General features: G+C 40.8%; 12 protein-coding genes. 7 read left to right on the top strand and 5 right to left on the bottom strand.

The annotated features are described in order from the left end of the window. Positions 1-137: 137 nt before the first annotated feature. The 4 genes from J7E52_RS01655 to chrA all read left to right on the top strand — a co-directional run bounded on the left by J7E52_RS01655 (position 138) and on the right by chrA (position 3,398). Positions 138-350 (top strand): hypothetical protein, encoded by a 213-nt coding sequence (locus J7E52_RS01655; protein ID WP_214743397.1) that lies wholly within the window; start codon positions 138-140, stop codon positions 348-350. Between the two features lie 651 nt (positions 351-1,001). Continuing rightward, the gene (locus tag J7E52_RS01650) at positions 1,002-1,874 is read left to right on the top strand and encodes a DMT family transporter (RefSeq protein ID WP_214743396.1); all 873 of its coding nucleotides are present in this window, start codon (positions 1,002-1,004) and stop codon (positions 1,872-1,874) included. A gap of 385 nt (positions 1,875-2,259) precedes the next feature. Continuing rightward, positions 2,260-2,847 carry a chromate efflux transporter ChrB gene (gene chrB, locus J7E52_RS01645; RefSeq protein WP_214743395.1) on the top strand — a complete coding sequence of 196 codons (588 nt, stop codon included), beginning with the start codon at positions 2,260-2,262 and terminating at the stop codon, positions 2,845-2,847. Then, positions 2,847-3,398: a chromate efflux transporter ChrA gene (gene chrA, locus J7E52_RS01640; protein ID WP_214743394.1), complete on the top strand. Its 552-nt coding sequence runs from the start codon at positions 2,847-2,849 to the stop codon at positions 3,396-3,398. Before chrB ends, chrA begins: the two co-directional genes overlap by 1 nt. A 35-nt stretch (positions 3,399-3,433) precedes the next feature. Here chrA and chrS read toward each other — a convergent pair whose 3' ends face one another. Next, positions 3,434-3,910 (bottom strand): chromate efflux transcriptional regulator ChrS, encoded by a 477-nt coding sequence (gene chrS / locus J7E52_RS01635; protein WP_214743393.1) that lies wholly within the window; start codon positions 3,908-3,910, stop codon positions 3,434-3,436. A gap of 994 nt (positions 3,911-4,904) precedes the next feature. Between chrS and J7E52_RS01630 the strand changes: the two genes are divergently transcribed. From J7E52_RS01630 to J7E52_RS01620, 3 genes are read left to right on the top strand one after another with little or no spacing between them, the layout of a single operon-like run. Next, entirely contained in the window at positions 4,905-6,296 is a 1,392-nt protein-coding gene (locus J7E52_RS01630) for a HAMP domain-containing sensor histidine kinase (protein ID WP_286197352.1), read from the top strand. After that, positions 6,274-6,951 carry a response regulator transcription factor gene (locus J7E52_RS01625; RefSeq protein ID WP_214743392.1) on the top strand — a complete coding sequence of 226 codons (678 nt, stop codon included), beginning with the start codon at positions 6,274-6,276 and terminating at the stop codon, positions 6,949-6,951. The genes J7E52_RS01630 and J7E52_RS01625 overlap by 23 nt, the downstream gene beginning before the upstream one ends. A gap of 1 nt (position 6,952) precedes the next feature. Beyond that, positions 6,953-7,495, top strand: coding sequence for a TVP38/TMEM64 family protein (locus J7E52_RS01620; RefSeq protein WP_214743391.1), 543 nt, complete (start codon positions 6,953-6,955; stop codon positions 7,493-7,495). 234 nt (positions 7,496-7,729) lie between these two features. Here the strand turns inward: J7E52_RS01620 and J7E52_RS01615 are convergent, their stop codons facing one another. The 4 genes from J7E52_RS01615 to J7E52_RS01600 form a co-directional block, all read right to left on the bottom strand. Further along, complete coding sequence (locus J7E52_RS01615) at positions 7,730-8,287, bottom strand: hypothetical protein (protein ID WP_214743390.1); 558 nt, start codon at positions 8,285-8,287, stop codon at positions 7,730-7,732. A gap of 69 nt (positions 8,288-8,356) precedes the next feature. Then, positions 8,357-9,586 carry an FAD-dependent oxidoreductase gene (locus tag J7E52_RS01610; RefSeq protein ID WP_214743389.1) on the bottom strand — a complete coding sequence of 410 codons (1,230 nt, stop codon included), beginning with the start codon at positions 9,584-9,586 and terminating at the stop codon, positions 8,357-8,359. Between the two features lie 85 nt (positions 9,587-9,671). Continuing rightward, positions 9,672-10,520: a fumarylacetoacetate hydrolase family protein gene (locus J7E52_RS01605; RefSeq protein WP_214743388.1), complete on the bottom strand. Its 849-nt coding sequence runs from the start codon at positions 10,518-10,520 to the stop codon at positions 9,672-9,674. Positions 10,521-10,540: 20 nt separating this feature from the next. Then, the gene (locus J7E52_RS01600) at positions 10,541-11,605 is read right to left on the bottom strand and encodes a cupin domain-containing protein (RefSeq protein ID WP_214743567.1); all 1,065 of its coding nucleotides are present in this window, start codon (positions 11,603-11,605) and stop codon (positions 10,541-10,543) included. Between the last annotated feature and the right edge of the window lie 57 nt (positions 11,606-11,662).

The following is an 11,662-nucleotide window of genomic DNA, read 5'->3' as shown; positions in this document are numbered from 1 at the left end:
CTCCCTTTTCCTGCGCAAAGAATCATGACTTGAACAGTAGAAATTAATTTTAAGATAAAAAAGTAACCAGCTTGGCCAAAAAACAAGTATAAGAATGTAATAGAGTGGATAAACTAATAAAAAAGGAGTGGGAGATTATGGAGACTAAAATTAAAGAAGGAACAAAAGAAATGTGGAGCGAAATTAATGAATGTATAACTCGGAAAATTAATGAAAAACATGATTTATCTTTTCAAAAGAAAAGCAATGATAATTATATGAATCTATATATTCAAACAGCCGTATTACACACCCTATTTGAACTATCAGATGAGTTCAGGAAAATTGAAAGAAAATATAACGGATTGTGATGCTTACGGAAAGGTCATGCACTACATTTAACTTAACGGTGGATTAGGATTAAACACTTTAAGGGAGCCTTTCAATCCTAATCCACGCTTTCTTTCCAGCTTTATCACTTACATCATTACCGTTACGACAATTTAACCAACATTATTATTACTGTACCATTTGTTTCCCTTCCCTATAAATCCCTCTTTCCAACTAGAATCCATTAAGCCAAATAGAAACCCCACCAGTTGTTAATAGGAACAGGTGGGGTTTTTCATGTGTTTTAAGTTTTAGTATACTACCTTGATTGACGAATGATCTTTCGCTTTTATTTTATGGTAAGATTGCAAATTTGAATGAACCACCCTCTTAATTTTTCTTAGGAGCTGTTTTTTAATGGTATTTTATTAATAACTAAAATCTTGTATATTTAAATTGAGTATGAGTTATAACTTACTGATTTTTCAATCGAATGATTAGTAGCAGCCCGGAATAGCTTTATAATTAACTAAAATCATTGAAAATAAATATTTTTTGAAAGTGAGCTGAGAGCTGATGATGTGGTCACCACTATTCGAAAATGATGTACCTGCAGTTATTCTTCCTTAACGGCAGAAAACTTGCATCTCCGTTAGGGACTGGAATGTTTAGTTAAAACGGAGGGTACAAAAATGAAAAACACTATATTAGGTTCTTTATATTTATCACTCGCTGCTAGCATTTGGGGCGGGATGTATGTTGTGGTAAAAGTTGTGGTAGACGTTGTTCCGCCACTTGAATTAGTATTTTTACGATATGTAATTGCGATTTTGGCATTGCTGACAATTGGTTTCATAACAAAACAATCTTGGCGGATCGAAAAACGGGATTGGCTTTTGGTTTTCATTATAGGACTTGTTGGAAACACAATTTCCATCGTAACCCAGGAAGTTGGTACACTACTTTCTTCTGCGCAAATGGGAGCCATCATCACTTCAACAACACCTGCGTTTATGGTGATATTTGCACGCATCATTTTAAAAGAAAAGATCACTTTTAAAAAATCAATTTCTGTTATTTTAGCGACAATCGGTGTCGGTATCATTGTCGGAAATGCCCATATCGGTTCATCTCACCAACTTGGTGGCGTATCGCTGCTTATTGCGGCATTAACATGGGCACTTATGTCTGTTCTAATTAAACGTGTACCTGGGCAATATTCACAAATTGTTATAACGACCTATGCAGTGCTTGTGGCAATTGTCCTTTTAACACCTGTTACGATTAGTCGATTGGATGAGCTCGATTTCCAAGCAATCATGCATCCATCCATATGGGGCGGCCTTTTATACTTGGGCGTTATTTCCACAGCATGTGCCTTTTTACTGTGGAATCGCGGACTGCAAATGCTTACCGCTTCAAGTGGTGGATTATTTTTCTTTTTACAGCCTATAGTCGGTACTTTTTTAGGTTGGTTAATACTAGGTGAACAAATCGGCTTGTCTTTCTGGATCGGTACAATATTAATTTTTATCGGTGTGTTATTAGTCATTCGGGAAGAATAACCCACATTAACAAGTTTATTAGAGTGATATATTAAAATGCACCCTATGGAGCAGTCACTTTAAAAAAGCTGCCTATAGGGTACTTTTGTGTTAAAAAAGGGGATTGGGAAAAGTTCTTTATGTCCATAATATGGCGGAATCCAAGAACTCACCGCTGCACCGTCCCAACGAGTCTTTCTTGATTAACTCAAACCTTCATTCCTTAAGACAAAAAGATGTTTTCCTTTGTTTTTTTCAGCCGATTATATTGAAAAATCCCAAATATACATTCATTACGTAATTACTATCATTATTTTATGTACATTGCGAAAGCATTTTTTGTTATCATTATTTTATAATCTTTTGGAAATGAATGCTAAATTTTATAACAAAGGAGGAATCGTTTTTGAAAAATCCATTTACGGAATTGACGATTGGGATGATGAGAACGGGGATATTAGGTTTCGGCGGCGGGCCATCAGTCATCCCGCTCATCCGCCATGAAGCAGTTTCCCGTTATCACTGGCTCGACGATGATGAATTCGGGGACACTTTGGCGATTGCCAATACACTCCCAGGACCGATTGCCACGAAGATGGCAGCATATCTTGGTTATAAATTAAAAGGTTGGCCGGGAGCCATCGTAAGTGTTGCCGCTCACGTGTTACCTTCATGCATTGCAATGGTTTTTTTGATTGCATTCATTAATGTTCTAAGTAATTCGGCAATGATCAGTAATATGATCGCTGCTGTAATGCCGGTCGTTGCTGTCATGCTTGGTCAAATGGCTTATGAATTTGGCGAAAAGGCGGTAAAAGGGTTAGGAAAGGTGCTCGGAATCACCTTTTTTGCGATTTCCTTTTTGCTTCTGCAGGTGATTTCCCTGCATCCGGGTATCGTCATTATGATTTTTCTTTTATATGGGGCGTTTCATTTTACATTAAAGGATAGATTGAAAAATAACAAGGCTGATGGAAAGGAGGAATCCGCTTAATGGGTCTTATTATCCCAATAGGAGTTGCTGTTTTTCTAGCGTTTTGCATAGCCAATATTCTTGGTTACGGCGGAGGTCCAGCCTCGATTCCGCTAATGTATGATCAAATCGTCACCCGTTATGGGTGGCTTGATAATACCGAGTTCTCACAAATGCTTGCGTTAGGAAATTCACTCCCAGGACCGATCGCCACGAAAATAGCCGCATATGTCGGATATGATGTATATGGCTGGCCAGGATTTCTAGCTGCATTGGCAGGCACGATCATCCCTTCAGCCGTGGCTTTGATATATTTATTAAAAATCCTGAAAAAATACAAGCAATCGCCTATCGTAAAAGGCATGTCCCTGCTTGTACAGCCCGTGATTGCGATCATGATGTTATTGCTCACCTGGAATATGGCCGCGGATGCCGTCGGTTCCATCGGCTACATCCATTCAATCGTCATCGCTGGATTGGCATTCTTGGCCTTAGGTAAATTCAAGATCCACCCTGCATTCGTAATCATTCTTGCCTTTGCGTACGGCGGCTTTATCATCCCGCTCACATAATAAAAAAATCCGCCTATATATAGGGGGATTTTCTATTAAAGCTTCATGCCCATCCGACTTTTATAACGTTTAATGAGAATTTGGCAATCAACGCTGACAACACCGGCGACCGCATACAGCTTCTCATTGAGAAAACGTTCCATCTCCTGATTATCAGTAAAGATTCCGTGCATATGGAGTTTACTCGGACCGGTCATATGATATAAACTCGTTACAGCCGATTCACTTTCTAATTGCTGCGCGACCGATTCCAGATATTTTGGCTCAACCTCAACGTTAAAGAATGCCGAAACATGGATGCCGACCTTAGCTGGATTTATGACCGCAGTGAACCTCTCGATCACACCGTTTTCAACAAGATGATTAATTCTCATCTGAACCGCAACTCTGGAAAGCTCCACTTTCTTCGCTAAGTCGGTATACGAAATTCGTGCATCTTCATGTAAAACCGATATGATTTTCTTATCGATCTCATCAACTTTCAAGCTGGGAATCTTAAAGTCCTCTGCCATCCTACGTAACTCCTTTTCGATTTCTTTATTCCATTATCGCAGAGAACACCATCGGATCACAACAATCTTCCTTTTCACTTCTAATAGCATCAGAAATTTTTTTGGCATCCCTTTTCAATGATCCCCCTCCTATTTACACATGTATGTCCTTCATATATGTAGTTCATCCAGCTGAGTTCAGCCCCCAAAAAGATGTAATTCGATAGGAATAAGAGCCGGACATATTGACGGCATCGCCGACACCCCCTTAAGTTCCTAATGGACTGCAGTCCCCCTCCTGCTTCGAAAATTGGAAGGCGGGGGTTTTACAGCCCGTTTAATGCAGGATAAAAGTTTATGAATTTCCAATGGACACTTCCTCAATCCTTTGTTTGAAAGGTCTTTGCGATATTTTTGTATTCCTCATCATTGAGAATGCCCATTTTTTTGAATAATGCGGAATAAGCCATTATTTTTTTCTGCGTACGGTTTGTACAATTCATATGGATCAGCTCCTTTTTTACATAATATTCATTCACGACAAAATGTTTCCTTAATACAAAACATTTTTAATAGACTAAAACCAAAAAACTGCCCATTTTCCCGGCAGTTTCAATTTGTCATAGTTGTTCTTTTCCTTAAGGATAGTGATAATAAAACGAGCCTTCAGGTGCACCGCTTCCAAAATATAATGAATGATAGAATTGAAGTTAAAAGACCGGACCATAGGAGAAGTGGTATGTATATTCCCATTTGATTTATACAAAGGGCTGCTTAGCAATGCTAAGTATATTTTTTTGGAGGAAGCATCAAAAAACAACCTGATTTCCCATTACCCTATATCCAAGACTGAAAAAATGACAGTTCGGACCCATGAAAAATGTTGTACTTCTTGCATCAAGTCATCATTCGGATTATCGTTGTTTAAGAGATGCAAAGAAATTGAAAAAAACTGCATACTTTCTTCATACTTTTTCGCTAAACTGACTTTATTCTATAAGAAGGTGAATGCTCCTTGAAAATCTCCTTTAAGCTCGGACTATCTATATTTGTTTGCATTTTTTTGATGGAAACCGTTTCCATGGTTTACTTGCATAATAAAGTGATCCATTCCCGTATCAATCAGGAATTGGAATCACTGAAGGCCCGTGGCAATAGTCATCGTGATGTGTTGGAAATCACGTATTCCGGCTCTACCCTTCAGCATATCGGCCTGATGGAATACCATACCGATACTGATGTCGTGATTACGAACACAAGAGGAGATATTCTGATATCTTCCGAAAAGGTAAATGGGGGAATGAAAAAAATCTTGGCAAAAAACCTCCCGCAAGTCCCCCGAAAAGGTCAGATCATCCAATCAAGTTGGAAGGATGAAAGATATATAGCCACCGTTACGCCATTTATCAGTGATGAAGAAAAAAAAGGCTATGTTTATATGTTCAAAGATACGAGAGATGTTGAGGATTTAATCGCACAATTGAATAGGCATTTCCTTCTTGCGACTGCATTGCTCCTTTTCTTCATGCTTATCACCATTTATTTTCTATCAAAAGCTTTGACAAGACCGCTGTTAGCGATGAAGGAAGCGACAACCAAACTCAGCAAAGGGAATTTTTCAGTGGCTGTACCAGTACGATCTCATGATGAACTTGGGGAGCTTGCCCAATCCATTCAAAGCTTGGCTAATGAATTGAACTATTTAAAGAAGGAACGCAATGAATTTTTGGCAAGTATCTCTCATGAACTGCGCACGCCGCTAACTTATATCAAGGGATACGCTGATATTGCCCGCCGGAAAGACTTGAATGCTGCCGAACGAACACGATACTTAGAGATCATCCATGATGAATCAGAACGATTAAACAGGTTATTGGACGAGCTATTCAATATGGCTAGAATGGATGTAAATACATTCACCATATCAGAAGAAACCGTCCAGCTCTCTTCATTCCTGCAAAACATTCATGAAAAAGTGTTACCGGCTTTTGCAAATGAAAGAATTCAATTGAATCTGGAATGTAAAGATGATTTATTTATAGATATAGATCCCTCACGGTTTGAGCAAGTCATGCTTAACCTGCTGGATAATGCGCTGAAGTACTCGAACGAATACACAGTCACCAGCATCAAAGCCACTGAATGCCTTGGCAGGATTTCCATCTCCATAATCGATCAAGGGGTCGGCATTCCCCCTGAAGATATCCCCCATATCTTTGACCGTTTATATCGTGTCGAGAAATCACGCGCCAGAGATACCGGTGGATTCGGATTGGGGCTCTCCATCGTCAAGCAATTAGTGGAGATACAAGGAGGAAGCATTTCGGTTAAAAGCAACTTAGGGAAAGGGACATGCTTCACCATCACATTTAAGGAGATAACAAATGAAGACAGTCGTACTGGTTGATGATGAACAGAGAATGCTTGATCTATTAGAGCTATACATGATGCCTCACGGATATACATGCTGTAAGATGAAATCTGGACATGAAGCCTTACAGTTCTTAGCGCATAAACATGCGGACCTAGTCCTTCTTGATGTAATGATGCCTGAGATGGATGGGTGGGAAACGTGCGAAAGGATCCGTGCGTTTTCCAATATTCCCGTAATCATGCTCACCGCCCGGGATGCTGCACAAGAAATGGTGAAAGGGTTGAAAAAGGGCGCAGACGATTATATTACGAAGCCCTTCAATGAAGATGTTTTACTTGCCAGAATCGAAGCGGTGACGCGGCGAGTGCATAATCAAGCTGATCATGTGATCTTTAGGGGGCTAAAATTAAATGAATCCGCTTATGAAGCCCATTATGATTCCAAAACGATCCCATTAACACCAAAAGAATTCTCACTGTTGTGCTTGTTTGTAAACTCCCCAGATCAAGTTTTTTCCCGAGACCACCTGCTTTCAACCATTTGGGGATTTAAAACGGATACGGAAGATCGGACAATCGATTCCCATATTCGAAATATTAGAGAGAAATTGCGTCATGCCGGTTTTCCAGCAGATCAACATTTGAAAACGGTTTGGGGCATCGGATATAAATGGAGTTCAGTGGATTGATATGAATTTCATTACTGAGGCATTACTTTCCAGCGGCCCTTTTTCCATTGCTGTAAGTTTAGTATTCAATATATTGATTAGCGTGCTTGGCGTTATTCCTAGCGTATTCATCACTGCCGCCAATATCACCGTATTTGGATTTGAAAAGGGATTGATCCTTTCTTACGTGGGAGAAATTGCCGGTGCAGTGGTCAGCTTTTGGTTATATCGAAAGGGCTTTCAAATATTCCAACCGACGTTCATGAAGAACCGGTGGGTCATGAAGCTGCAGAAGTCACATGGGATTCATGCATTTTGGATGATCCTGATGCTTAGGCTCCTTCCCTTTATACCATCCGGCGTGATCAACCTTACAGCAGCATTAAGCAAGACGGGAATGATGATTTTCTTCCTCGCCACATCCATCGGAAAACTGCCTGCCCTCCTTGTCGAGGCGTATTCGGTGACACAGGTATTGAAAGCATCGGACGATGTAAGGATCGTTTTGATACTGTTGATTCTGGTAATCGCAGTCATTTATTACTTTTATAGAAATAAGTTATAATCCGAATCTAACAAGTTGTTCTTAGGCATATAACTATTCGTATATAAAACTGAAGCGAAAACAAGGCTGCACCAGATTTTCCGTTTCTGGCAACCTTGTTTTCTTATTGGAAGATGGTAGTCTTCAAAAGTCTCTGTTTGCAATTGTTCTTAACACTACAATATGTTATCCGGTAGATATGTCTGAGTAGGTGATATTAGCACGCAAACATCACTATCATGTTTGCTTCTTAAATTATAGAAGATAAAATGTATTTCCTTCAGGACCGAGTGGCAGATGTCCAGCTTCAAGCAATTCTACAATAAAGGAAAATGGGTTTTCTTCACCAGCAAGTTCAGCTGCACAAGCAAGAACACTTATATACATGGCATGTCCAACGAGGAACTTTATTGCTTTTTCATCCCTAAATGCGTTGAATGCATGTTTATATGCTCCATGAAAAACGGCCTCCGGCACTTTGTCCACGATATCTGCAAGCAGTTTTTCATTTCCAGCGGCATCGATCTTTTCCTTAAGTTGATCTGGTATTTCCTTTAGAACTTCCCAAAGTGTACTGCTTTCAAACGAAAGACAGCTGATTGCCTCTGAAACCTGAGTTGCCGAAAGCCACTTTATTTTATATTCACTGACGCCAATTGCGTTCATAAACTGATCTACTTTTTTCTCTGCTTCATTACACTTCACCCCGACTTGTGAATACCAGTCTATGGATGTAAGTCGCAAAATCATTTCATTGGCAGGCCGTGCGTCCGTACCGTACTTTTCTTCATTGATTATTCCGGCTAAAGCCATATTAGTCCGCTCCTTTCATACCTTCCGTTTTATCAGGCTGACTGGGATTTCCCTGCCGACCAATGTCTGTTAATATTTTGTTGTCAGTTCTGGAGGACCAAATTTCGGTCCATATGGCCCTTCATCGAGCCAGCGTCCCAGTCTTGGAACTATGGATACGAGGGATGCTGCAAGTTCACGCTTTAGGTTCATTTCAGGGGCATCCCCTTGAAGGTGATGTAATGCAGTGGTTGATCCATCACGGTTCCACTTTGCGGCAATACGTCTTTCGGTGGCAGCTGCATCAATTGCTTCTTTTCGCTCCGTTTCAGAGTTAGATTGAAGCGCTTTCTTAATCCCCCGTACAGAAATAATTGCATCCGGTACTCCGGAGTTCAATCCACGGGCACCAAAAGGTGCAAATAAATGGGCTGCTTCACCGGCGAGAAGAACTCGCCTTTTTTCATCTGTAAAGGAATTGGCAACGACCTGGTGGAAACGGTATGTAGATACCCATGTAATACGCTCTGCATATTTAGCATCCATCATTTTTGGAAGCCACTTTTTGACACCATCGATATTTGTATAGTCATCCGGATTGTCCCCTTCTAAAAGCTGAAGGTCCACCCGCCAGCCACCTTTAAACGGAACAAACATCACATTCCTTCCTCCCATTGCTGGGTGTTGATAATGAAATGTACGCTCAAGCGGCAGGGGATTTTCCTCATCCTCTTTTACATCAACTACAAGGAATGTATCTGCCGTTCGCGGTCCTTCAAATTTTAAACCAGCCTGTTCTCTTACAACTGAATGTGATCCGTCACTGCCAATAATGTATTGTGCTTCCCACACTTCACCGGATTTTGTAGTCAATCTCACCCCAGCACCGGTAATATCCAATTTTTTCACTGGTGAATTCCAAACGAACTCAACACCAGCGTCAAGACAGGCATCATAAAGGTGGTTTTCGATATCATCTTGGTGCAATGCCGTGAAATGGGGTAATGTATTTTGATCGGTATTATCCGTAAATCCATAATTACGAACATATACTTCTTTTCCTTTATAAAGTGTTCGCTTAACAGGCCAAATAATCCCATTGCGCCCCAGTGTGAACCCCAGTCCTTTCGAAATTTCTTCCAAAAGTTTTAGAGTCGCACTGTGCATATAGATCGCCCGGCTACCCGGACGAGGACGTCCGTGCGGATCCGCTTCTATAACTACAGAAGAAATTCCTTTTTGCTTCAATGCAAGACCTGCAACTAAACCAACCGGGCCAGCGCCAACAACTATTACATCGCATTTATTTATTTTTTCCATAGATGAGATTCTCCTTATTTAATATTTTATGATTATTTGTGGTTAGAATTATAAGGCAAATAGACATTTTCAGTTTTACAATTCCTTAAACTTCACCGGCTAGTTTAACATCTACGGTGAATTCACCAATTTTGTCAATTTTAATGCGGACACAATCCCCCTCTTCAATCGGACCAACTCCTTCAGGGGTACCCGTTGCCACAATATCTCCAGGAAGGAGCGTCATATTATCGCATGCCACTTCAAAACATTTGTAACAATCGTAAATGAGATGTTTTGTACTTCCATCCTGACGCACTTCTCCATTCACCCATAATGTCATGGCCAAGTCATTTGGATCTTCGATTTCATCGGAAGTCACAATCCATGGTCCGATCGGAGTAAATGAATCAAACGACTTTCTCCAGGTCCGCTCTTCATTGCCCCGAATGGAAATATCCAATAAGGCAAAGTAACCAAAGATATAATCTTTTGCCTCTTCCACCTTTATATTTTTCGCCTTTTTACCGACCACATATCCAAGCTCAGCCTCATGGTCCGTACGACGATCCTTATAAGGAAGTAAAATGGGATCGGAGGGGCTAGATAAGGACTCAGGTGATTTAAGAAACAAGGCAATTTCTTCAATTGTCCTAGGCGCGTTGTTGAATATTTCATTCATTTCTTCTTGATGTTTTCGATAGTTCACAGGTGCAGCCCAAATTTTCCGTGTACTTGGTACGGGGGACTTCAATGTCACCTCGTTCAATGAATAAGAAGTTCCTGTTTCCGCTTCCCGATTCATTTCCTCTTTTAGTTCATTAAAATTTTCAACGAGCTTGAGGAAAGAAGAATTCGGGTCAGCTTTATCCCACCCTGCTACTTTTGATACATCTGTTACACGGTCTCCCATTACCACTCCAAGTAAATCGTCATTAAAAATAGCAATCTTCACAATGCCTCCCCCTTCTCTTCTCAAACGGTTCTGTCAGGAATAAAGACTTTTTTCACTACCTGGTGTCCAGCATTTTCTTGGTATCCCTCGCTGAATTCAAGCTCTAATTTTTCCATGACGGGTTTGTCATTGAAGGAGAATAGGAACACATCTTCTGATCCCGTGTTCACATGCTCATGATTGCTCCATGGTGGTAGAATAAAGAAGTCCCCTTTTTCCCATTCAAACTTCTGACCATCAATGACCGTATAGCCTGTACCTTCAAGAACATGAAAAATTGCGCTGTGAACATGTCGGTGCGCTTTCGTTTGCTGACCTGGTTTCAGCTTTTGCATCATTGTGCCAATACGGGAATCAGCAGAGCCACCTGTGGTTGGGTTAATATATTCAATCGCATAGCCGTCAAACGGGTCAAAATCTGCTTCTGTCATCTGATTAAGCAAATATTTAACACGATCGAATTTGTAACCGAAAATTGGTGATGGATAATCAGGATTTGATTTTTCATTTAGCTTTTTAAACGCTCCCATTGAAAATTGCTGATTAGCATAGTTTTCTGGTGCCTCCATCGGGTAAGACTCTTCCTCATATGGCTCAAAAAACGATGCAGCCATCGTGCGGACGAGACCTACATCTAGCCCATCCATCCAAAACATCGGCTCTGTCCCTTCATGCTTGTGCTCATGCCAAGTCCAGGCCGGCGTCAAAATCATGTCTCCACGTTCCATATACGTTTTCTCTCCATTAACCGCAGTATATGCCCCGTCCCCTTCAATAACAAAACGGATCGCAGATTGCGAGTGATGATGGGAGGGGGCGCTCTCACCAGGTAACAGTAGCTGAATGCCAGCATATAAAGTATGTGTCCCATAGCCAACAAGACCTCGCTTCAGAAGGCTCGGATTTTGAAGATACACTACACGGCGTTCTGCGTCTTTCCCCGGCTCCAGCAATTCCCCTGCAGTAAGCACATATTCACGGATGGATTTCCACTTCCATAAATACGGCTCTACATCATGTACAGGCTCTTTGGTTACCATATGGCCAAGGTCGTACCATAGAGGGCCAAGATTTCCTTTCTTCATTCCTTCATAATACTGATCTAGCTTTTCCTGTGTATAAACTTCACTTTTAGCCACTCA

The sequence above is a fragment of the Bacillus sp. ISL-34 genome, assembly GCF_018613325.1.
In the GTDB taxonomy this organism is placed as follows: domain Bacteria; phylum Bacillota; class Bacilli; order Bacillales; family DSM-1321; genus Peribacillus.
The sequence above is the reverse complement of the archived record's forward strand: the minus strand, read 5'-3'. Positions and strand labels throughout refer to the sequence as shown.

Bases quoted from the DNA above. Each gene is read 5' to 3' on its own strand.
- J7E52_RS01655 (WP_214743397.1), top strand. From the start codon at position 138: ATGGAGACTAAAATTAAAGAAGGAACAAAAGAAATGTGGAGCGAAATT.
- J7E52_RS01650 (WP_214743396.1), top strand. From the start codon at position 1,002: ATGAAAAACACTATATTAGGTTCTTTATATTTATCACTCGCTGCTAGC.
- chrA (WP_214743394.1), top strand. From the start codon at position 2,847: ATGGGTCTTATTATCCCAATAGGAGTTGCTGTTTTTCTAGCGTTTTGC.
- chrS (WP_214743393.1), bottom strand. From the start codon at position 3,910: ATGGCAGAGGACTTTAAGATTCCCAGCTTGAAAGTTGATGAGATCGAT.
- J7E52_RS01625 (WP_214743392.1), top strand. From the start codon at position 6,274: ATGAAGACAGTCGTACTGGTTGATGATGAACAGAGAATGCTTGATCTA.
- J7E52_RS01620 (WP_214743391.1), top strand. From the start codon at position 6,953: ATGAATTTCATTACTGAGGCATTACTTTCCAGCGGCCCTTTTTCCATT.
- J7E52_RS01615 (WP_214743390.1), bottom strand. From the start codon at position 8,287: ATGGCTTTAGCCGGAATAATCAATGAAGAAAAGTACGGTACGGACGCA.
- J7E52_RS01610 (WP_214743389.1), bottom strand. From the start codon at position 9,586: ATGGAAAAAATAAATAAATGCGATGTAATAGTTGTTGGCGCTGGCCCG.
- J7E52_RS01600 (WP_214743567.1), bottom strand. From the start codon at position 11,605: ATGAAGAAAGGAAATCTTGGCCCTCTATGGTACGACCTTGGCCATATG.